Consider the following 21,045-nt stretch of genomic DNA (forward strand, 5'->3'; position numbering starts at 1 on the left):
ATGACAGGGGCCCTCAGGTGCAGCGCGCACCTGAGGGCCCTGTCCCGCGCAGGTCCGACGCGTCAGTACGTGCCGGTCTCGCCGTCGGTCGGCACGAGGCGGCCCACGGCGGCGCGGGCGCTCGCGGCGAGCAGCGTGACGTCGGCCGCGACGACCACGAACGCGGCGCCGGCCGCGAGGTAGTGGTCAGCGTCGGCGGGCGCGAAGGCGTTGACGCCGACGGGCGTGCCCGCCGCACGACCGGCCTCGATGACCGAGACGACCGCATCTCGTACCTCGGACGCGGGCGGGAAGCCCATCGACCCTGCGAGGTCGGCGGGGCCGACGAAGATCGCGTCGACGCCCTCGACCGCCGCGATGGCGGCGGCGTTCGCGACGCCCTCCACGGTCTCGATCTGCACCGCGAGGGCCACGAGCTCGTGCGCCGTCGCGACGTAGTCGGGCACGGCCGACCAGCGGGATGCGCGGGCGAGCATCGAGCCGATGCCGCGGATGCCGCGCGGCGGGTACCGCATGGCCTGCACGGCGGCGATCGCCTCGGACTCCGTCGACACCATCGGCACGACGAGGCTCTGCGCGCCCGCATCCAGCACCTGCTTGATGATGACGGCGTCGTTCCACGGCACGCGCACGACCGCGGTCGCGTCGTACGGCTCGATCGCCTGCAGCACGCCCATGAGGCCGTCGATGCCGATGGGGGAGTGCTCGCCGTCGACGAGCACGAGGTCGGCGCCCGACCCGGCCATGATCTCGGCCGTGATGGGGCTCGACGCCGCCGTCCACACGCCCACGAGCGCGCGGTCGGCGCTCGTCAGGCGATCGGCGAACGTCGGCTTCAGTCGAATCGGCACGTGATGACTCCAAGATCGCGGTAGTCGCAGGCGATCTCGTCGCCGCGCTCGACCCACATGGGCTTCGTGAACGATCCTGCCAGCACGATCTCGCCCGCCTCGAGCCGGTCGCCGTGCGCGCCGACCTTGCCGGCGAGCCACGCGACGCCGCGCGCGGGATGCCCGAGCACGGCGCCCGAGACGCCCGAGTCCTCGATCTCGCCGTTCCTCGACAGCATCGCCCCGACCCAGCGCAGGTCGACGTCCGCCGGACGCACGCGCGTGCCACCCACGACCATCGCGCCGAGCGCCGCGTTGTCGCTGATGGTGTCGACGATCGTGCGCCCCTCCATCTGGATGTGCGAGTCGAGCACCTCGAGCGCCGGCACGACCCACTCGGTCGCGGCGAGCACGTCGGCCTCCGTCGCGCCCGCGCCGAGGGGCGCGCCGAGCACGAACGCGAGCTCGACCTCGATGCGCACGTTCGAGTACCGGTCGAAGTCGAGCACGGATCCCGACTCGAACACCTGGTCGTCGAAGATCACGCCGTAGTCGGGCTCGGTGATGCCGGTCGCCACCTGCATGACCTTGCTCGTGAGCCCGATCTTTCGACCCACGACGCGGTGGCCGTCGGCCTCGCGCCGCGAGCGCCAGATGCGCTGCACCGCGTACGAGTCGTCGACCGTCATGCCCGGATGCCGTGCCGAGAGCCGCTCGACCGTGCCGCGCGTGCGCGTGGCCTCGGCGAGCTCGTCGGCGAGCGTCGTGACGGTGGCGTCGTCGAGACCCCGGCCCGAGGCGGGCGTCGTCACAGCTGGTTGCCGATCTTGAAGCCCTTCGACGCCTGGCCGCGGTACGTGCCGTCCTCGTCGTCGGCGCGCGTGTACGAGAAGCCGTCGGCGCCGATCGTCACCTCCATCTCGGAGGAGTCCGTGCGCTCCACGGTCTCGACGACGTTGCCGTCGAGGTCGAGCACGAACGAAGCCTCGGTGTACCAGGACGGCACGACGGGGTTGCCCCACCAGTCGCGGCGCTGGTTGTCGTGCACGTCCCACGTGATCGTGGGGTTGTCGGGGTCGCCCGTCCAGTAGTCCTGGGTGTAGATCTCGATCCGGTGTCCGTCGGGGTCGGTGATGTAGAGGTAGAACGCGTTCGAGACGCCGTGGCGGCCGGGGCCGCGCTCGATGTGGTCGCTCATGCGCAGCGCGCCGAGCTTGTCGCAGATCTGGATGATGTTGTGCTTCTCGTGCGTCGAGAACGCGACGTGGTGCATGCGCGGGCCGGCGCCGCCCGTGAGCGCGGTGTCGTGCACGGTGCCCTTGCGGTGCATCCACGCGGCGTACGTGACGCCCTGGTCGTCCTTGATGTCCTCGGTGACGCGGAAGCCGAGGTCCTCGAGGTAGCCGCGGCCGCGCGGCACGTCGGGCGTGACCTGGTTGAAGTGGTCGAGGCGCACGAGCTCGCCGGCCGAGTACAGGTCGTAGCGCATGTGCAGGCGCTCGACGTGCTCGACCTCGTAGAAGAACTCGTAGGGGAAGCCCAGCGGGTCCTGCACGCGCACGCTGTCGCCGAGGCCCTTGACGAAGCCGTCGCGGCGGCGCTCGGTGCGGCATCCGAGCTCCTGGAACCACGCCTCCGCCTTGTCGACGTCCTCGGGGGTGCGCACGCGGTACGAGAACGCGGCGACGGCGGCGACGGGACCCTTGCGCAGGATGAGGTTGTGGTGGATGAACTCCTCGAACGAGCGCAGGTAGATCGCCTCGTCGTCCTCCTCGGTCACGTGCAGGCCGAGCACGTCGACGTAGAACGCGCGGCTGGCGGCGAGGTCGGTGACGACGAGCTCCATGGATGCGCAGCGCACGATGTCGGGCGCCGGAGCCGTGGGCGTGGGGATGGGGTTCGGGTTGGCCGTGATGGCGGTCATGGTCTGCTCCTCTTCGAGCGGGATTCGCGGGGTCGGTGGCGCCGAGGCGTCAGTGGGCGCCGAAGCGAGCGGTGTGCACGTCGCCGAGCGTGATGTGCACGGCCTGCTGGTCGGAGTAGAAGTCGAGCGAGCGGTAGCCGCCCTCGTGGCCGAGGCCCGATGCCTTCACGCCGCCGAATGGGCTGCGCAGGTCGCGCACGTTGTGGCTGTTGAGCCAGACCATGCCGGCCTCGATCGACTGCGCGAACGTGTGCGCGCGGGTGAGGTCGTTCGTCCACACGTAGGCGGCGAGGCCGTAGCGCGTGTCGTTCGCGAGGGTGAGCGCCTCCTCGTCGGAGTCGAACGGCGTGATGCCGACGACGGGGCCGAAGATCTCCTCCTGGAAGATCCTCGCGGTCGGTGGCACGTCGGCGAACACCGTGGGCGCGACGTAGTTGCCGGTGTCGAGGCCCTCGGGGCGGCCGCCGCCGGCGACGAGGCGACCCTCGCCCCTGCCGATCTCGACGTACGACATCACCTTGTCGTAGTGCTCGGGGTGCACGAGCGCGCCCACCTCGGTCCTGGGGTCTGACGGGTCGCCCACGACGATGCGCTTCGCGCGCTCGGCGTAGCGCTCGACGAACTCGTCGTACACGGCACGCTCGACGAGGATGCGGCTGCCTGCGGTGCAGCGCTCGCCGTTCAGCGAGAAGACGCCGAAGAGCGTGGAGTCGATCGCGGCGTCGAGGTCGGCGTCGGCGAAGACGACGGCCGGGCTCTTGCCGCCGAGCTCCATCGACATGGCCTTGAGGTGCTCGGCGCAGTTGCGGAAGATCAGCTGGCCCGTCGACGACTCGCCCGTGAACGAGATGAGCGGCACGTCGGGGTGCTTCACGAGCGCGTCGCCCGCATCCTCGCCGATGCCGTGCACGAGGTTGAAGACGCCGTCGGGCAGACCCGCCTCGGCGAAGATGCCCGCCCACAGCGAGGCAGACAGGGGCGTGAACTCGGCGGGCTTCAGCACGACGGTGCAGCCGGAGGCGAGCGCGGGCGCCAGCTTCCACGACTCGAGCATGAAGGGCGTGTTCCACGGCGTGATGAGGCCCGCGACGCCCTTGGGCTTGCGGTTGACGTAGTTCAGCTGCTGCCCGGGCACCTTGTAGGCGTCGTCGCGCTGGGCGACGATGAGGTCGGCGAAGAAGCGGAAGTTCTCGGCGGCGCGCTGCGCCTGGCCCTTCGCCTGCGTGATGGGCAGGCCCGAGTCGAACGACTCGTACTGGGCGAGCTCCGCGTCGCGCGATGCGACGACGTCGGCGATGCGCATGAGGATGCGGGCGCGCTCGCGCGCCTTCATGCGCGGCCACGGCCCCTCCTCGAACGCGAGCGTGGCCGCGGCGACGGCGGCGTCGACGTCGGCCTGCTGGCCGGCGGCGGCGGTCGCGTAGGGCTCGTTCGTGACGGGGTCGATGACCTCGAACGTCTCGCCGCCGATCGAGTCGACGGCCTTGCCGCCGATGTGGTGCTGCAGGTGGGTGGGCAGGTTCGCAGGACGGTTCGTCATGGCTCCTCTTCCGTGAGGCGTGGGGTCAGTGGATCTCGGGCGCGCGGGCGTCGTCGCTCGTGCGGTCGAGGTAGGCGTGGAGGGAGGCGAGGCGGTGCTCGCGCACGGCGAGCTCGACGTCGTGCGCGGGGGCGCCGGTCTCGAGCAGGTGCAGGATGCGCTCGTGCTCCTCGACGGAGTCACGGGCGCGGCCGGGCACGAATCCGAACGTCGACTGGCGCAGGCGCGAGAGGCGCCGCCAGCCGTCGTCGACGAGCCCCTTGAGCTGCTCGTTGGGGCACGGGTCGGTGAGCGTGCGGTGGAAGGCCTCGTTGAGGCGCGTGAGCCGCACGGGGTCGAATGCGGCGAGGCTCTCGCGCATCTGCTCGTTGAGCGAGCGCGCCTCGGCCACGTCGGCCTCCGACAGCGACGACACGGCGAGGCCGATCGCGGCGCCCTCGACCATCGCGAGCGTCTCGGTGGTGTCGTGCAGGTCGGCGGGGTCGATCTCGGTGACGCGGGCGCCGACGTTGCGCTCGAACGTCACGACGCCCTCGGCCTCGAGTCGGCGCAGCGCCTCGCGCACCGGCACGACCGACATCTCGAGCTCGCGCGCGATCGCGTCGAGCACGAGGCGGTAGCCGGGGCCGTACACGCCGCGCTCGATGCGCTCGTGCAAGTGCTCGTACGCGCGCTGCGACTTGCTCGACTCGCTCATGCGCCGGCCCCCTCGGTGCTGGACTGCTCGGTGCTGGCCCGCTCGGTGCTGGCCTGCTCGGCCTCGAAGCGCGCGCGCCACGACGCATCCATCGGGAAGAGCCCGTCGACCGGGTGGCCCTCCTCGACCATGCGGGCGATGAACGCCTCCTCGGCCTCCTGCACCTCGGCCTCGTCGACGAGCTCGCCGATGATGGCGGGCGGGATCACGAGGATGCCGTCGTCGTCGGCCACGATCACGTCGCCGGGCTGCACCGTGGTGCCGCCGCACGCGATCGTCTCGTCGACGCCCCACGGCACGTGCCAGCGGCCGAGCACGCTGGGGTGCGCGCCCGAGTGGTAGGTCGGGATGCCGATCTCGGTCACGGCGCCGAGGTCGCGCACGCCGCCGTCGGTCACGATGCCGGCGGCGCCGAGCGTGCGGGCGCGCAGGGCGATGATGTCGCCGAGCGTGCCCGAGCGGGTCTCGCCGCGCGCATCCATGACGAGCACCTCGCCGGGCTGCAGCGAGTCGACCGCGCGCTTCTGCGCGTTGTAGCCGCCGCCGTGGGCCGTGAAGAGATCCTCGCGGTTCGGCACGTAGCGCAGCGTGCGAGCGACGCCCGTCATGCGGGTGCCGGGCTGCGACGGGTGGAGGCCGTCGATCGTCGCGTTCACGATGCCGCGCTTGCGCAGCAGCGACGACAGCGTCGCGGTGGCGACGCGCTCGATGCGCGCGATGAGGGCGTCGTCGAGCACCGGTGCGGTGGGTGCCTGGAAGTCGGCGACGGGACGGCCGGATGCGTCGGCCCACTGCTCGGGCGTGGCCTTGGGCTGCGCCGAGTAGGCGGGCAGGGGAGCGGTGCCCTGCACCGCGGTGGTCGTGAGCCGACCGGTGGTCAGTCCGCCGCCCGTGACCTCGACCTCAATGGTCTGGCCGGGTGCGAACGTCGACGCGCCCGCGGGGGTGCCGGTGAGGATGACGTCGCCGGGCTCGAGCGTCATGAGCTGCGAGAGGTCGGAGACGATCTGGGGCAGCGAGAACAGGAGCGTCGAGGTGTCGTCGGCCTGCACGAGCTCGCCGTCGCGCCACACGCGGATCTCGATGGCGTGCGGGTCGAGGTCGGCGGCGGGCAGCAGCGCGGGGCCGACGGGCGTGAAGCCGTCGCCGCCCTTCGAGCGCACGTTGGCGCCCTTGTCGGCCCAGCGCAGGTCGAAGACGCCGAGGTCGTTCGCGGCGGTCACGAACGCGACCGCATCCCACGCCTCCGCCTCGCTCACGCGGCGCACCTCGCGGCCGATGACGAGGGCGATCTCGCCCTCGAAGCCGAGGATCTCGCAGCCGGCGGGCAGCTCGACGGCGCCGCCGGTCGTGAGCGACGTCGCGGGCTTGAGGAAGTAGCCGGGCGCCTCGGGCGTGCGACCCTTCTGGGCCGCGCGGGCGGCGTAGCCGATGTGCATCGCCACGACCTTGCCCGGCTTGGTGCCCAGCAGGTCCCATGCGGCGCCTGCGGCAGCCGCGCTCGTCGTCGAGTCGCTCATGTTCGTCATCGTATACGATCCGGCGATCCGCGCAAGGGGCGAGTCGCGCGCTGCGCGGATCGTCGAGTCGCGTGCGCTCGGCGACAGGCGCGTCAGCCGGCGAGGCGCCGCAGCTCGCGCGGCGACGCGCCGAACGCGGCCTTGCAGACGCGGCTGAAGTGCGCCGCATCCGTGAAGCCCCATCGGTGCGCGATCTCGAGCACCGACGTCGACTGCTGCGCCGCATCCTGCAGGTCGGTGCGGCACCGTTCGAGCCTGCGCTCGCGCACCCACGTCGACACGGTCGTGCCCTCCTCGCTGAAGAGATACTGCACCGTGCGCGACGAGAGGAAGCACGCGCTCGCGACCTGCGCCGTGTTGAGGCCCGCGTCGCCCAGGTGCTCCTCGACGTACGAGACGCAGCGCTCGAAGTCGCGCCGCGTGCCCGCGACCTGCCGGTCGAGCTCCGCAGAGATGAGCGCCGTCACGAGGTCGAGCGCGCTGCGCAGGATGCGCACGCCCGCTGCGCCGCGCAGCTCGTCGAGGTGCGCCGCCATGTGCTGCATGAACGGGCAGATCACGGTGCCGATGCCCTCGTCGCCAGGCAGGCGCACGGCGGTCATGCGGTGGATGTGCTGGGCCGAGAGCCCGAGCATGCGGTGCGGGAACATCATGACGAGCGAGCGCGTGCCCGTCTCGAACTCGAGCGTGTACGGGCGCGACGTGTCGTAGATCGCGACGTCGCCTGGCTGCAGCACCGCCTGCCTGCCGTCCTGCGCGACGATGCCCGTGCCCTCGAGCTGCAGCGTGAGCTTGAGGTGGTGCGGGTCGTCGGGGCTGATGCGCGTCGCCTCGCGTTCGACGCGGTGCGGGTCGGCGACGATCTCGGTGACGCACGAGTCACCGACGTGCAGCGCGCGCAGCGTGCCGTGGAAGGCGCCGGCGGGCGACGAGATGTCGAGCGGCACGAAGCGATTGCTCACGAGCTGCCGCCACTGCTCGAAGGTGCGCGCCTCGCCCGTCTCGAGCGTGCCCGAGCCCGACGGCTCGCGGCGCAGGATCGTGGTGGGCTCCATCGCCGACCTCCCGTCGCATCCCCGCACGGTCGTCGTCGACCGAGGGTGCGGCGAGCGTAGCAGCGGCCTCACGCGCGCCGGGCGGCTCGGCGAGGGAGCGTGCGCCGAGGGTCGGCTGCGCTGCGCGCTCGGTCAAGAACCGAGGGAAGCTCCGCCGACAGGATGGGCGCACGGCCCACCGTGGTGCCGCAGCAGGAGGATCCAGTGCTCTACGACGACCTGTACGACGTCGGCATCGCCCAGCGCCGCCGCATGTTCGGCCCCGAGGGTGCCGAGGGGCAGACCGAGGCGACCACCGACCTCGACGACAAGCTGCAGGAGGTCGTGACGCGCATCTGCTTCGGCGACATCTGGCAGCGCGAGGGCCTCGCGGTCGTCGACCGGTCGAAGATCACCGTCGGCATGCTCGTGGCGCTCGGCAAGGCGCACGAGATCCGGGTGCACCTGCGCGGCGCGCTCGCGAACGGCGTCTCGCCGGTCGAGCTGCGCGAGATCGTGCTGCACGCGTTCCTGTACGCGGGCATCCCCGCCGCCGTCGAGGGCATGCGCGCCCTCAAGGAGGTGCTCGCCGAGCGCGGCGTCGACCTCGACGTCGAGGGCGGCCTCGCTGCCGCCACGAGGGAGGCCCGCGCATGACCGTCGTCGGCTTCATCGGGCTCGGGGTCATGGGCGACCCCATGTCGTCGAACGTCGCGAAGGCGGGCTTCGACCTGCGCCTGCACGACGCCGACCCGCAGGTGTCGGCGGCGCTCGCCGAGCGCATCGGGGCGACGGCCGTCGACCGCGACGGGCTCGCCGCGTGCGACGTCGTCGTCTGCATGCTGCCCACGAGCGCCATCGTGCGCGCGGTGCTCGTCGACGGCGACGCGCTCGCGGCACCGCTGCGACCCGGCACCGTCGTCGTCGACATGTCGTCGTCCGACCCGTCGGAGACCGTCGAGACCGGCCGCGCCCTCGCCGCCCACGGCGTCGTGCTCGTCGACGCGCCCGTCTCGGGCGCTCGCGAGCGCGCCGTGGCCGGCACGCTAGCGATCATGCTCGGCGGCGACGACGAGGATGCCATCGCACGGGCCATCCCGGTCATCGAGGCCATGAGCTCGACGATCACGCGCACGGGTGCGCTCGGCACCGGGCACGCGATGAAGGCCCTCAACAACTTCGTCGCTGCCGCTGCCTACGCGGCGTCCTCGGAGGCGCTCGTCGCCGGCGAGCGCTTCGGCCTCGACCGCCGCGTCATGCTCGACATCCTCAACGTGTCCACGGGCATGAGCTGGGTCACCCAGAACGTCACAGGCCCGCAGATCCTCGACGGCGCGTTCGCGTCGGGCTTCGCGCTGCCGCTCATGACGAAGGACGTGCGCATCGCCCAGCAGGTGCAGCGCGCCGTCGGCCACGAGGCGCCCGTGTGCGACGCCGTCGCAGGCGCGCTCGGCGACGCGCTCGACGCGCTCGGCACCGTCGACCACACCCGCGCCTACGAGTTCTGGGAGCAGCGATGACGACCTCGGCCGTCGAGCGCATCGTGCGCCCCGTGGACCGCGTCGTGCGCCGCATCGCCAGCGCCCTCGCGGTGCTCGCGGCGCTCGCGATCGTCGTGCTCATGCTCGCGATCTGCGCCGACGTCGCCGTGCGCACCGCGACGGGCGCCAGCCTGCCCGGCATGGTCGAGCTCGCGGAGTCGAGCCTCGTCGTCGCCGTCTACCTCGCGATCGCCTGGGGGCTCGTGCGTGGCGAGCACGTCGTCGTCACGCTGCTCACCGACCGCCTCGGCCATCGCGCCAACCACGTGCTCGCGATCATCGCGGGCGTCGCCGTGGTCGTGCTGCTCGCGTGGGCGACCGTCGCGACCGCCGAGCGCGCCGCCGAGGCCACGCGGGTCGGCGAGGAGCGCTTCGGCCTCGTGCGCTGGCCGCTGTGGCCGCTGCGCTGGGCCATCGTCGTCGGCTTCGGCGTCACGCTCGTCGTCGCCCTGGTGCAGCTCGTCGACGCCGTCCGCGGCCGCCTGCCGCATCGCGAGGGGGTGCAGCATGACGCCTGAGGCAGGGGTCGCGACCCTCGTGGTGCTCGTCGTGCTCATCGGCGCGCTCGCCATCCGCATCCCGGTCGCGTTCGCACTCGGCGGCGCGGGCCTCGTCGGACTCGTGCTGCTGCGCGACGTCGACTACGCGACGAGCGTGCTCGGCGCGACGCCGTTCACGACCACGGCGAGCTTCTCGCTCACGATCGTGCCGATGTTCATCCTCATGGGCATGTTCGCCGTGCGTGCCCGCATCGCCGAGCACGTGTTCGCGATCGCGAACCGCACCGTGCGCCGACTGCCAGGTGGCCTCGGGGTCGCCACGGTCATGGCCTGCGCCGGCTTCTCGGCCGTCTCGGGGTCGAGCATCGGCACCGCCGCGACGATGGCGAGGCTGTCGGTGGGGGAGATGCGCAAGGCCGGCTACCCCGCGCACCTCGCGACCGCGCTCGTCGCCGTCGCGGGCACGCTCGGCGTGATGATCCCGCCCTCGACGTTCCTCGTGCTCTACGCGATCATGGCGAGCCAGTCGGTCGCGCAGATGCTCGCCGCCGGCATCGTGCCCGGCCTCATGTCGGCAGCCGCCTACATGGCGTACATCATGCTCATCGGCTCGCGGCAGGTGCGCACGCCCGAGACGCTCGAGGATGCCGTCGCCGACGCCGCATCCGGTGCCGCGCGTCCGCGGCTGCCGTGGCGCGGCCTCGTGCGCGTCGTCATCCTGTTCGCCATCGTCATCGGCGGCATGTACTCGGGGCTGTTCACGTCGACGGAGTCGGCGGCGATCGGCGCGGTCGCCGCGCTCGCGATGCTCGTGCTCGAGCGTCGCCGCGACGGCGGCAAGGCCATCCTCGAGCACCTGCGCGGAGCCCTGTCGGAGGCCGGCTCGACGACCGCGATGGTGTTCCTCATCATCGTCGGCTCGGCGATCCTCTCGGCGTTCTTCGTCGTCGCTCGCGTGCCCGACGCCATCACGGCGGCGGTCACCGACCTCGCCCTGCCGCCGATGGTCACGATGGCGCTGCTGCTCGTGTGCCTCATCCCGCTCGGCATGGTGCTCGAGTCGCTGTCGATCCTCGTGATCACGGTGCCGATCCTGCTGCCGATCGCGGATGCGCTCGGGTTCGACGCCATCTGGCTCGGCGTGCTGATCGTCAAGCTCATCGAGATCGGCATGGTCACGCCGCCCGTCGGCATCAACTGCTTCGTCGTCGCGGGCACGACGGGGGAGCGGCCCGAGACGGTCTTCCGTGGCGTCGCGCCGCTGTTCGGCGTCGACCTCGTCGTCACGACCATCCTCTTCCTCTCGCCGGCGCTCGTGCTCTGGCTGCCATCCCTCGTGCGGCAATGACCGCCGTCACCGACCAGCACCCCACCACCCAGCACCTCACGGAAGGACGAACGATGACGTTCACCCCCACCACCCGCGCCACCCGTCGCGCGACCATCGCGGTCGCACTCGTGGGCGCCCTCGCGCTCGGCGCCTGCTCGAGCGGCGGCGGAGCATCGGCCGACGGCGGCGACGACGCCATCGAGCTCACGCTCGCCACGTCTGCGATCGCAAGCACCCCGAACGCGGCGGCGCAGGACTGGTTCCTCGACGCCGTCGAGGAGGCGACCGACGGCTCGGTCACGTTCGACCGCACGGCGCCCGAGGCCATCTGCACCGCGGCCGAGATCGTCGAGTGCCTGCGCGACGGCCGCGCCGACGTCGGCGTGACGATCCCCGACTACACGCCCCAGTACTTCCCGACCGTCTCGGTCGTCGGCATCCCGTTCGTCGGCCAGAACTCGGCGGCCATCACGGCGAGCCTGTACGACGTGCACACGAACGACGAGCAGGCGATCGCGCTCATGGAGCAGAACGGCCTGCACTTCGTGAGCGCGTGGCCGGTCGGCCGCCTGCTGCTCGGCACCGATGCGCCCGTCGAGTCGGTCGCCGACCTCGAGGGCATCTCGGCGCGCGCGTCGGGGCCCGTCGTGCAGCAGGTGCTGTCGGATGCGGGCATGGCGATCACGGCTGTGACGGCGAGCGAGTCGTACGAGGCCGTCGAGCGCGGCGTCATCGACGGCGTCGGCGGCGCGATCGACTTCGCCGTGAACTACCGGATCATGGAGCTGCTGCCGTACTGGACGGATCCGGGCATCGGGCAGTACTCGACGTTCGGCATGTGGTTCTCGGCCGACGCGTGGGACCGACTGAGCGCTGAGCAGCAGGAGGCGATCTCGGCCGTCGAGCAGGAGTTCAACGACGGCGCCGCCGTCGAGGCCTTCAACGCGCAGGCCGCCGAGCAGTGCGACGCCATGCTCGAAGCGACGACGGTCGAGGACCTCTCGGCGTGGAGCGACGACGCGACCGCGGAGTGGGTCGACCAGGTCGGCGACACGGCGCGCGACACGTGGACGAGCGTGGCGGGCGACTTCGGCCTCGACGACCCGGACGCATTCCTCGACGCGTACGAGTCGGCGCTCGACGAGCACGCCGACCTCGAGTACGTCGACGCGACGACGTCGTGCGTGGAGGCGTTCGCAGACCGCTGACGCGCCGCACGCGACGCGGCCGCCCGGGAGACCGGGCGGCCGCGTCCTGCGTGCCCCGCGTGGTTGCGGATGCGCGCACGGGTCTTGACGGATCGTGCACACGATCGTATATGCTCGCGCCGTCGGGCCTCGGCCCGGCGAAGGACGAGGGCGTCACGAGCGATCGGGCCGCCTCTCGGCAATTCCTGACCGATCGTTCGGGAAGTGGGCTAGGCTCCCGCTTGGTCGATGACGATCCCTCACGGACGAAGGAGTCCACGTGTCCAGCACATCCCACGCGCGCACCTCAGCGCGTGAGCGCAACAAGGTCCTCGGCGCAGTCGTCGTCGGCACCACCATCGAGTGGTACGACTTCTTCATCTACGCCTTCATGGCGAACCTCGTGTTCGCCCAGCTGTTCTTCCTGCCCGCCGGCCCCGACGTCGCCTCGATCCTCTCGCTCGTCACGATCGGCATCTCGTTCCTCTTCCGCCCGCTCGGCGCCTTCCTCGCCGGCCACTTCGGCGACAAGATCGGCCGCCGCCCGATGCTCGTCATCACGCTGCTGCTCATGGGCCTCGCGACGACGCTCGTCGGTGCGCTGCCGACCTTCGAGCAGGCGGGCGTGCTCGCGCCGATCCTGCTCATGCTGCTGCGCATCCTGCAGGGCCTCTCGGCAGGCGGCGAGTGGGGTGGCGCCGTGCTCATGGCCATCGAGCACGCGCCCGCCAACCGTCGCGGCATGTACGGCTCGTTCGTGCAGGCGGGCGTGCCGCTCGGTCTCATGCTCGCGACCGGCATCCTCGCCGCGATCCGCGCGCTGTTCCCGGGCGACGCCTTCCTCGAGGTCGGCTGGCGCATCCCGTTCTTCGTCTCGATCCTGCTGGTCGTCATCGGCTTCGTCGTGCGCCGCTCGGTCGACGAGTCGCCCGTGTTCCAGGAGATCAAGGAGACGTCGCAGGAGCAGTCGGCACCCATCGTGCAGGTGTTCCGCAAGTACGGCCTCATCGTGCTGACGTGCGCCATGATCTTCTGCGCCAACAACGCGGCCGGCTACATGACGACCGGCGGCTACGTGCAGGGCCTCGCCTCGCGGCCCACCGACGGCACCCCGCCCGGCCTCGGCTTCGACCCGGTCGGCGTGCAGCTCGCCGCGTTCGCGGGCTCGGTCACGTGGCTCGTCTTCACCTTCCTCGCCGGCTACCTCTCCGACCGCATCGGCCGCAAGCGCGTCTACCTCGCCGGTTGGATCGTGCTCGCGCTCGGCATCCTGCCGCTGTTCGAGCTCGTCTACACGGGCGTCGAGGGCGTCGCGATCGCGACGATCCTGCTCGGCGTCGGCCTCGGCCTCACGTACGGCGCGCAGGCGGCCTGGTACGCGGAGTCCTTCCCCGCGTCGGTGCGCTTCTCGGGCGTCTCGATCGCGTACGCGCTCGGCGCCATCATCGGCGGCGCGTTCGCCCCGACGATCGCGCAGGCGCTGCTGCAGTCGACGGGCACGACGTGGGCGATCGTGGGCTACCTGCTCGTGACCGTCGTCGTCTCGATCGTCGGCACGCTGCTGACGAAGGACCGCACCGGCATCCCGCTGTCGGTCGAGTTCGAGCGCTCGGGCAAGTGGGATGGCTGGCGCCGCGGCGACGCCGTCGACGCCACCGACCTGTCGGCCGTCGACCGCGAGGCCATCGCGCAGGCGGAGGCCGTCTCGAAGTAGGCGACCGCATGCACGGAGCCCCCGTCGACCATCGGTCGGCGGGGGCTCCGTCGTGCGGGCCGCTCAGTCCTCCTGCAGCGACTCCATCGCGTCCTTCGGCAGGCGCTTGACGCGCTTGCGACGCTTGGGGCGCTCAGGGATCATCGAGCGCATCTCCTCGAGGCGGCCGAAGCACAGCAGGCGGTCCTCGGCCTCCAGCACCTCGCGGCCCTTCGCGTTGGGGATGACCGACGTGCCGCGGTGCACCGTGAGCACCGTGATGTCGCGCTCCCAGAGGCCCGACTCCTTGATGGTCTTGCCCACGAGCTCCGCGTCGCCGTGCACGACGAGCTCGGCGACGCCGTAGCCGGTCGAGATCGACAGGCGCTCGCGCACGTCGATCTGCGGGAACGCCACCTGGTCGCCGATGTAGTCGACGATCGCGCCCGCGATGTCGAGGTTCGTCGCCCGCTCGATGCCCTCGAGGCCGGGGGAGGAGTTGACCTCCATGACGAGCGGTCCGTCGTTGCCCTCGAGCATGTCGACGCCGGCGACCTTGAGACCCATGATCTGCGCGGCGCGCACGGCGACGCGCTCGTACTCGGCATCGAGCGTGACGGCCTCCACCGATCCTCCGCGGTGCACGTTCGAGCGGAACTCGTCGCCCTGCGCCACGCGACGCATCGCCGCGACGACGCGGTCGCCGACGACGAGGGCGCGGATGTCGCGGCCCTTCGACTCCGTCACGAAGCGCTGGATGAGCACCTGCTGCCGCGTCGACTGCAGCGTCTCGATGATGGCCTCCGCCACCTTGATCGTCGGCGCGAGGATGACGCCGATGCCCTGCGTGCCCTCGAGCAGCTTCAGCACGACGGGCGCGCCGCCGACGCGCTCGATCGCCGGGATGACGTCGGCGCGGTCGCGCACGAACGTCGTCGCCGGCATGCCGATGTCGTGGCGGGCGAGGATCTGCGTCGCGCGCAGCTTGTCGCGCGAGTTCGTGATGCCGTTGGCCGTGTTCGGCGTGTAGACGTCCATCTGCTCGAACTGCCGCACGACGGCGGTGCCGAAGTACGTGATCGAGTTGCCGATGCGCGGCAGGATCGCGTCGTAGTCGCGCAGCTGCCGACCGCGGAACTGCAGATCGGGCGCGTCGCCGGACAGGTCGATCGAGAACCGCAGCGTGTTGAGCACCTTGACGTCGTGGCCCCGATCCACGGCCGCCGCCCGCAGGCGTCGGGTGCTGTACGAGCGCGGGGCGCGGGAGAGGATCGCGAGCCTCATCGAATGTCCACCTGGCTTCCCTGGTTGGATGGATGCATGACCGCCGACCATCCTGCCAGCCCCCTCGCGGCCGGCTGGCGCGAGTGGGTGGGGTTGCCATCGTTCGGCGTCGAGCACGTGAAGGCGAAGCTCGACACCGGCGCCCGCTCGTCGGCGCTGCACGCGTTCGACCTCGAGGAGCACGAGGTCGACGGCATCGCGCGCGTGCGCTTCGCGATCCACCCGTGGCAGCGCTCGACGAGCGACTCCGTCGACGTCGACGTGCCGATCCACGACCGCCGGATCATCCGATCGTCGAACGGCACCGAGCAGGAGCGCATCGTCATCGTGACGCCGATCCGCCTGCTGGGCCGCACGATCGAGACCGAGATGACGCTCACGCGCCGCGACGAGATGGGCTTCCGCATGCTCGTGGGCCGCGAGGCGCTGCGCCAGGGGTTCCTCGTCGACTCGGCGAGCTCGTACCTCGGCGGGCGCCCGTCGCGCGACGTGCGCTCGCGGAACCGGAGGCGCGAGGGTGCGTGAGTCGTTCGCGATCGGCACCGTGCGCGTGCGGGCCGGTCAGCGGCAGGAGGTCGAGCTGCCGATCACGCGGCTCGTGACCGGCGGCGACGCAGGCCTGCCCGTGCTCGTCGTGCACGGCCGCGAGCCCGGACCCACGGTGTGGGTGGACGCGGCGATCCACGGCGACGAGGTGCTGGGCGTCGAGATCGTGCGCCAGGTGCTCGCGCAGGTGTCGCCGAAGACGCTGCGCGGCACGCTGCTGGCCGTGCCGGTCGTGAACGTGCTGGGCTTCATGACGGGCGACCGCTACCTGCCCGACGGCCGCGACCTCAACCGCTCGTTCCCCGGGTCGGCGCGCGGGTCGCTCGCGAGCCGCATCGCGCACCTGCTCATGACCGAGGTCATCAGCAAGTCCGACGTCGGCATCGACCTGCACACCGCGTCCGCGCGCCGGGCGAACCTGCCGCAGATCCGCGCCGACCTCGAGGACGCCGAGACGCGCAGGCTCGCCGAGGCGTTCGGCGCACCCCTCATGCTGCACGCGCGGCTGCGCGACGGCTCGCTGCGCCAGGCCGCGCGCGAGGCCGGCGGCACGGTGCTGCTGTACGAGGCGGGCGAGGCCATGCGCTTCGACGACGAGTCGATCGCGGTCGGCGTCGCCGGCGTGCTGCGCGTGCTCGCGGCGCTCGACATGCTCGACGGCGAGAGCTTCGACGACGAGCCGCCGCTCGCGAGCTTCTCGAGCGGCTGGGTGCGGGCGCGCGGCTCGGGCATCCTGCGCATGGAGGTCGACCTGGGCGCGCTCGTCGAGGAGGGGCAGCGGCTCGGTCGCATCGCCGACGCGTTCGGCAGCAACGCGCGCATCGTGCGCGCCGACCGCGACGGCATGATCATCGGGCTCACGCGGGCCCCCATCGTGCAGGCGGGCGACGGGCTCGTGCACATCGCGGCGCTCGGGGAGTGACCGCCGTGCCCGGCCCGCTGCACCACGTGCGCGGGGTGCTCGGCGAGAGCGTGCGGCTCGGCCCGGCACCGGGGGCGCACCGCGTCGCGATCCGCGGCGCCATCGTGCTCGCCGTCGCGCTCGGCACGCTGCTCGCGGTCGACCGACTCGACCTCGGCATCGCAGCGGCGTTCGGCGCGTTCGCGTCGATCTACGGCGGGCGCCGGCCGTCGCGCACGCGCTGGCGTGCCCAGGCGTGGATGGGCGCGCTGCTCACCGCGACGGCTGCGGTGGGCGCGCTCGTGGGCATGACGCCGTGGAGCACGTGGCTCGCGATCCCGCTCGTCGCGGTCGTGGCGGGGCTCGCGACGTGGGCGTCGGATGCCCAGGGCTGGCGCCCACCGGGCCCGTTCTTCCTGGTCTTCGCAGCCGGGGCGTGCGCGTCGGTGCCCTTCGCGCCCGCCGACGTGCCGCTCGTGCCGCTCGTGTCGGCGGCGACCGCGGCGCTCGCGGTCGGGCTCGGCGCGCTCGAGCAGCTCGTGCTGCCGACGCGCAAGGCGCCCCCGCCCGCGCCGCCGCGGGATCCGGCGATCCGCTGGCAGGTCGCGCGCGCCGTCGTCGGCGTCGGCGCCGCGGGTGCGCTCGCGACCGCCGTGTCGGGCTGGCTGCCCGGCGGCGACCATCCGTACTGGGCGATGCTCTCGGCCGCCGTCGCCTTCGCGGTGCCGCACGTGCACGGGCAGCTCGCGCGCGGCGTGCAGCGCGTCGTCGGCACGTTCGTGGGTCTCGGCGTCGCCTGGCTGCTGCTGTCGGCGGGGCTGCCGCCGCTCGCGACCATCGCGGTCGTCGTCGCGCTGCAGTTCGTGATCGAGCTCGTGATCGGTTGGAACTACGCCATCGGCCTCGTCGCCATCACGCCGCTCGCGATGCTGCTCGTGCACCTCGCGGCACCCGCACCGATCGACGCGCTGCTGCTGTCGCGCCTCGTCGAGACGGCGCTCGGCGTCGCCGTGGGGTCGCTCGCGATCGTGGCGATCCGGCCGCGGGGACGCGGGCGCGGCACGAGGTGACGCTGAGGATGCCTTGGGCTGCGATCTGCAGACGAACCCACCCTCAGCGTCACCTCGTGCCGGGTCCCGGCTTCAGCCGTTGATGACGTGCGGCACCGCGACGGCCTTGAGGCCCTCGACGCCGAACTCGAGCCCGTAGCCCGAGCCCTTGATGCCGCCGAACGGCACCATCGGGTGCACGCCACCGTGCGAGTTGATCCACACCGTGCCGGCCTGGATGCGCGCGGCGATCTCGCGGGCTCTCGCGGCATCCGCCGACCACACGGAGGCGCCGAGGCCCACGTCGAGCCCGTTGGCGAGGCCGATGACCTCGTCGAGGTCGGAGTAGCGCACGATCGGCAGCGCCGGGCCGAACTGCTCCTCGACGACGAGCGGCGCGTGCGCGTCGATGTCGGCGACGAGCGTCGTCGGGTAGAAGTTGCCCGCTGCGGCGCGGTCGGGTTCGCCGCCCAGCACCACGCGGGCGCCGCCGGCCTTCGCGTCCTCCACGAGACGGTCGACGATCGCCAGCTGGTCGGCGGTCGTGAGCGGGCCGAGCGCGCTCGACTCGTCGACGCCGTAGCCCATCGGCACCTGCGCCGCGACGGCGCGCAGCGCCTCGACCACGTCGTCGTAGACGTCGTCATGCACGTACAGGCGCTTGAGCGCCGCGCACGTCTGACCCGTGTTGATGAACGCGCCCCAGAACAGATCCTGCGCGATCGCCTGCGCATCCACGTCGGGCAGCACGATGCCCGGGTCGTTGCCGCCGAGCTCGAGCGTGAGGCGCGGCAGGTTCGCGGCGCTCGCGGCCACGATCGCCTTGCCCGTGCGGGTGGAGCCCGTGAACATGAGCTTGCCGAACGCGTCGTGGCCGGTGAGGGCGACGCCGAGGTCGCGGTCGCCCGACAGCACGGTGAGCACGCCCGCGGGCAGCACCTGGTTGAGGATGGCCCCGACGGCGAGCACCGAGAGCGGCGTGTGCTCGCTGGGCTTCATGATCACGGCGTTGCCCATGCGCAGCGCCGGAGCGAGCTGCCACGCGGCGATGAGCGCTGGCCAGTTCCATGGGCCGATCGCGCCGACGAGGCCGACGGCGCGGTACGCGATCGTGGCGCGCGGCTCGTCGAGCAGCGTCTCCTCGGACAGCTCGGTCGCGGCCGCGGTGCGCAGCCACGCCGAGACGCCGCCCGCCTCGAACCGCGAGCCCGGCCCGTTGAGGGGCTTGCCCTGCTCGCGCGAGATGAGCTCGGCGAGCGCTGCGGCCGACCGGTCGACGGCATCCGCGGCCCCGACGAGGATCTCCGAGCGGCGCGCGTGGCCGAGCGCCTCCCACGCGGGCTGCGCTGCGCGCGCCGCCGCGACGGCCGCGTCGAGGTCGGCAGGCGTCGCGATCGGCGCGTGCGCGATGACCTCGTCGGTCGCCGGGTCCGTCACGGGTGCGCCGTCGGCGACCGAGATCGCGGCCAGCAGGCCCTCGTACGTCTCGAGCGACCCGGTGGTCGTCTGCTCCAGGGTCATGGCCCCACCTCTCCATCGAACGGGGTGCGCGCGAGGGCGCCGATGCCCGAACCGTAGCCGCGGAGGCGCCCGTGCGTCGCGGGCACGGGCACCATGCGGCGCGAGCCGACAACACGGCAGCGCCGTGCGTCAACTCGTGCCGTCGTGGCCGCGCGACTTGACCCTCGGCGCCGAGGACATGGCGCGGAGTGCACGGTCGGCTCGGTGCGCCCGCGCTCGTGCCACGCTGGCCGTGCCGCATGCCCGAGACCGCAGGAGCCTCCGATGCACCGACTCGTCGTCCTCTACCCGCAGCCGATCGATCCCGCCGCCTTCGCCGACCACTACGTGTCGACGCATCTGCCGCTCGCCGACCGGCTGCCCGGACTCCTCGCATCCCGATACAGCCTCGAGGTGCACGGCGAGGGCAGCCCGTACTTCGCGGTGTTCGAGGCTGACTTCGCCGACCCCGCCGCGATGGCCGCCGCCATGGCATCGCCGGAGGGGCAGGCGGTCGCAGCCGACGTGCCGAGCTATGCGACAGGCGGCGCGGTCGTCATCGACTATCCGGTGACCGAGCGGACGTAGCCGCACCATCCGGCAGCGACCAAGCGCCGCTCGCTCGGCTCACGAGCCGACGACCGTCGAGGTGGCTGCGGGCGACGCTGCGAGGCTGGTCGCATCGACCGTCGCACCCGGGTGCCGCGCCGCATCCACGATGTGCGCCCGCAGCACGACGACGATCGCGACGACCATGATCGCGGCGCCGAGCCAGTAGGGGGCGGCGTGGCTGACGCCGGCGTAGAGCGCGCCGGCGACCAGCGGGGCGATGGCGCCCATCGCGGCGCTCACCGACTGCGTCGAGCCGCCGAGCCATCCCTGCTCGTCGTCGGCGACGGCGTTCGACATCGCGCCGTCCATCGTCGCCTGCGATGCGCCCTGGCCGGCCGCGAGGGCGAGGGCGCCGAGGATGAAGAGCCACGGCTCCGACACCGCCGAGGCGACGATCGCGAGGGCGGCGAGGCCGAGCGTCTGCGCGACGATGCCGGCGACGATGACGCCGCGCTCGCCCATGCGCGGCAGCAGCAGGCCCAGCAGCACGCCCTGCACGACGATGTCGATGATGCCGACGGAGGCGATGAGCAGGCCGATGGCCGTCGGGCCCCACGAGATCGCGTCGAGCGCGAGCACCGAGAAGTTGTTGACGAAGAAGCCGAACGGCAGCGCCAGCAGCGCGAACGCGAGCATCAGGCCGCGCAGCTCGGGGCGGCGGAACGCCATCGACACGGCGGCGAGCGGGTGCACGTCGCGCAGCGCGATGCGCTCGATGCGCTTCGCGGCGGGCAGCGACTCGGGCAGCAGCACGAGGCTCAGGATGGCGATGACGAGCGAGATGCCTGCGGTGACGAGCACGGGCAGCTGCACGCTCACGGCGGCGAGCAGGCCGCCGACGGCGGGGCCGACCATGGTGCCGATGCCGGCGAGGGCGCCGAGGAGGCCGAAGCGCTTCGCGCGGTCCTCGGGCTTCGTGATGTCGGCGAGGTAGGCGAAGAGGGCGGGGAGGTCGCCGGCGGTGAGCCCCTGCACGATGCGGGCGAGCAGCAGCACCCACAGCGAGCCGCCGAGGCCGAAGAGCGTCATCGAGAACGCGGCGCCGAAGGCGGCGACGACGATGACGGGGCGGCGGCCGAAGCGGTCGGACAGGCGGCCGAGGAAGGGTGCGACGAGGAATGCGCAGAGGCCGTTGACGGCCTCGAGCACGCCGACCCACACGGCGAGCTCGTCCTCGCCGCCGACGTGCTCGAGCACGACGAAGGGGAGCACGGGCAGCACGACCGTCATGCCGGCGGTCGTGAGCGTGGTGAGCACGATGAGCATGGCCCAGGCGCGGCGGGCGTCGCGCGGGGCGAGGGTCTGAGGTGAAGTCACGCCAAAACTGTACTCACTACAGTTTCGGTGTCAAGTCATG

At 72.2% G+C, this 21,045-nt stretch carries 20 protein-coding genes; 10 read left to right on the forward strand and 10 right to left on the reverse strand.

Going from position 1 to position 21,045, the window contains the following annotated elements; genetic code table 11:
- Nucleotides 1-62 precede the first annotated feature (62 nt).
- The 7 genes from BLQ67_RS13065 to BLQ67_RS13095 all read right to left on the reverse strand — a co-directional run bounded on the left by BLQ67_RS13065 (nucleotide 63) and on the right by BLQ67_RS13095 (nucleotide 7,566).
- On the reverse strand, nucleotides 63-851 hold the full coding sequence (locus tag BLQ67_RS13065; RefSeq protein WP_092505728.1) for an HpcH/HpaI aldolase family protein: 789 nt from the start codon (nucleotides 849-851) through the stop codon (nucleotides 63-65).
- Nucleotides 836-1,642 (reverse strand): 2-keto-4-pentenoate hydratase, encoded by an 807-nt coding sequence (locus tag BLQ67_RS13070; RefSeq protein WP_231945052.1) that lies wholly within the window; start codon nucleotides 1,640-1,642, stop codon nucleotides 836-838. Before BLQ67_RS13070 ends, BLQ67_RS13065 begins: the two co-directional genes overlap by 16 nt.
- A complete protein-coding gene (gene hpaD / locus BLQ67_RS13075) occupies nucleotides 1,639-2,754 on the reverse strand; it encodes a 3,4-dihydroxyphenylacetate 2,3-dioxygenase (protein ID WP_092505730.1) in 1,116 nt (371 codons plus the stop codon). Before hpaD ends, BLQ67_RS13070 begins: the two co-directional genes overlap by 4 nt.
- A gap of 49 nt (nucleotides 2,755-2,803) precedes the next feature.
- Entirely contained in the window at nucleotides 2,804-4,294 is a 1,491-nt protein-coding gene (gene hpaE / locus BLQ67_RS13080) for a 5-carboxymethyl-2-hydroxymuconate semialdehyde dehydrogenase (RefSeq protein WP_092505732.1), read from the reverse strand.
- Nucleotides 4,295-4,319: 25 nt separating this feature from the next.
- The gene (locus tag BLQ67_RS13085; RefSeq protein WP_092505734.1) at nucleotides 4,320-4,991 is read right to left on the reverse strand and encodes a GntR family transcriptional regulator; all 672 of its coding nucleotides are present in this window, start codon (nucleotides 4,989-4,991) and stop codon (nucleotides 4,320-4,322) included.
- Complete coding sequence (locus BLQ67_RS13090) at nucleotides 4,988-6,511, reverse strand: fumarylacetoacetate hydrolase family protein (RefSeq protein ID WP_407922472.1); 1,524 nt, start codon at nucleotides 6,509-6,511, stop codon at nucleotides 4,988-4,990. The genes BLQ67_RS13085 and BLQ67_RS13090 overlap by 4 nt, the downstream gene beginning before the upstream one ends.
- 92 nt (nucleotides 6,512-6,603) lie before the next feature.
- Nucleotides 6,604-7,566: an AraC-like ligand-binding domain-containing protein gene (locus BLQ67_RS13095; RefSeq protein WP_092505738.1), complete on the reverse strand. Its 963-nt coding sequence runs from the start codon at nucleotides 7,564-7,566 to the stop codon at nucleotides 6,604-6,606.
- Between the two features lie 204 nt (nucleotides 7,567-7,770).
- On the opposite strand from BLQ67_RS13095, the gene BLQ67_RS13100 reads away from it, so the two are divergent.
- The 6 genes from BLQ67_RS13100 (at nucleotide 7,771) to BLQ67_RS13125 (ending at nucleotide 13,817) form a co-directional block, all read left to right on the forward strand.
- Nucleotides 7,771-8,202, forward strand: coding sequence for a carboxymuconolactone decarboxylase family protein (locus tag BLQ67_RS13100; protein ID WP_231945053.1), 432 nt, complete (start codon nucleotides 7,771-7,773; stop codon nucleotides 8,200-8,202).
- Nucleotides 8,199-9,065, forward strand: coding sequence for an NAD(P)-dependent oxidoreductase (locus tag BLQ67_RS13105; protein ID WP_092505740.1), 867 nt, complete (start codon nucleotides 8,199-8,201; stop codon nucleotides 9,063-9,065). Before BLQ67_RS13100 ends, BLQ67_RS13105 begins: the two co-directional genes overlap by 4 nt.
- A complete protein-coding gene (locus BLQ67_RS13110) occupies nucleotides 9,062-9,604 on the forward strand; it encodes a TRAP transporter small permease (protein ID WP_092505742.1) in 543 nt (180 codons plus the stop codon). Before BLQ67_RS13105 ends, BLQ67_RS13110 begins: the two co-directional genes overlap by 4 nt.
- On the forward strand, nucleotides 9,594-10,934 hold the full coding sequence (locus BLQ67_RS13115) for a TRAP transporter large permease (protein ID WP_092505744.1): 1,341 nt from the start codon (nucleotides 9,594-9,596) through the stop codon (nucleotides 10,932-10,934). The genes BLQ67_RS13110 and BLQ67_RS13115 overlap by 11 nt, the downstream gene beginning before the upstream one ends.
- Nucleotides 10,935-10,987: 53 nt before the next feature.
- Entirely contained in the window at nucleotides 10,988-12,124 is a 1,137-nt protein-coding gene (locus tag BLQ67_RS13120; RefSeq protein WP_157674844.1) for a TRAP transporter substrate-binding protein, read from the forward strand.
- Nucleotides 12,125-12,383: 259 nt separating this feature from the next.
- Entirely contained in the window at nucleotides 12,384-13,817 is a 1,434-nt protein-coding gene (locus tag BLQ67_RS13125; RefSeq protein WP_092505748.1) for an MFS transporter, read from the forward strand.
- Between the two features lie 63 nt (nucleotides 13,818-13,880).
- Here the strand turns inward: BLQ67_RS13125 and BLQ67_RS13130 are convergent, their stop codons facing one another.
- Nucleotides 13,881-15,080, reverse strand: coding sequence for a RimK family alpha-L-glutamate ligase (locus tag BLQ67_RS13130; protein ID WP_092505750.1), 1,200 nt, complete (start codon nucleotides 15,078-15,080; stop codon nucleotides 13,881-13,883).
- Nucleotides 15,081-15,116: 36 nt separating this feature from the next.
- On the opposite strand from BLQ67_RS13130, the gene BLQ67_RS13135 reads away from it, so the two are divergent.
- Genes BLQ67_RS13135 through BLQ67_RS13145 form a run of 3 tightly spaced genes read left to right on the forward strand, consistent with a single transcriptional unit; the run spans nucleotide 15,117 to nucleotide 17,597 of the window.
- Nucleotides 15,117-15,605 carry an ATP-dependent zinc protease family protein gene (locus BLQ67_RS13135; RefSeq protein WP_092505752.1) on the forward strand — a complete coding sequence of 163 codons (489 nt, stop codon included), beginning with the start codon at nucleotides 15,117-15,119 and terminating at the stop codon, nucleotides 15,603-15,605.
- Nucleotides 15,598-16,548 carry a succinylglutamate desuccinylase/aspartoacylase family protein gene (locus BLQ67_RS13140; RefSeq protein WP_231945054.1) on the forward strand — a complete coding sequence of 317 codons (951 nt, stop codon included), beginning with the start codon at nucleotides 15,598-15,600 and terminating at the stop codon, nucleotides 16,546-16,548. The genes BLQ67_RS13135 and BLQ67_RS13140 overlap by 8 nt, the downstream gene beginning before the upstream one ends.
- Nucleotides 16,545-17,597: an FUSC family protein gene (locus BLQ67_RS13145; protein ID WP_092505754.1), complete on the forward strand. Its 1,053-nt coding sequence runs from the start codon at nucleotides 16,545-16,547 to the stop codon at nucleotides 17,595-17,597. The genes BLQ67_RS13140 and BLQ67_RS13145 overlap by 4 nt, the downstream gene beginning before the upstream one ends.
- A gap of 72 nt (nucleotides 17,598-17,669) precedes the next feature.
- Here the strand turns inward: BLQ67_RS13145 and BLQ67_RS13150 are convergent, their stop codons facing one another.
- On the reverse strand, nucleotides 17,670-19,097 hold the full coding sequence (locus tag BLQ67_RS13150) for an aldehyde dehydrogenase family protein (RefSeq protein ID WP_092505756.1): 1,428 nt from the start codon (nucleotides 19,095-19,097) through the stop codon (nucleotides 17,670-17,672).
- 264 nt (nucleotides 19,098-19,361) lie between these two features.
- On the opposite strand from BLQ67_RS13150, the gene BLQ67_RS13155 reads away from it, so the two are divergent.
- Nucleotides 19,362-19,664 carry an EthD family reductase gene (locus tag BLQ67_RS13155; RefSeq protein ID WP_092505758.1) on the forward strand — a complete coding sequence of 101 codons (303 nt, stop codon included), beginning with the start codon at nucleotides 19,362-19,364 and terminating at the stop codon, nucleotides 19,662-19,664.
- A 39-nt stretch (nucleotides 19,665-19,703) separates the two neighbouring features.
- Here BLQ67_RS13155 and BLQ67_RS13160 read toward each other — a convergent pair whose 3' ends face one another.
- Nucleotides 19,704-21,005, reverse strand: a complete 1,302-nt coding sequence (locus tag BLQ67_RS13160; RefSeq protein WP_231945055.1) for an MFS transporter — start codon at nucleotides 21,003-21,005, stop codon at nucleotides 19,704-19,706.
- Between the last annotated feature and the right edge of the window lie 40 nt (nucleotides 21,006-21,045).

Origin of the sequence: Agrococcus jejuensis, assembly GCF_900099705.1 — a bacterium.
Lineage (GTDB): Bacteria > Actinomycetota > Actinomycetes > Actinomycetales > Microbacteriaceae > Agrococcus > Agrococcus jejuensis.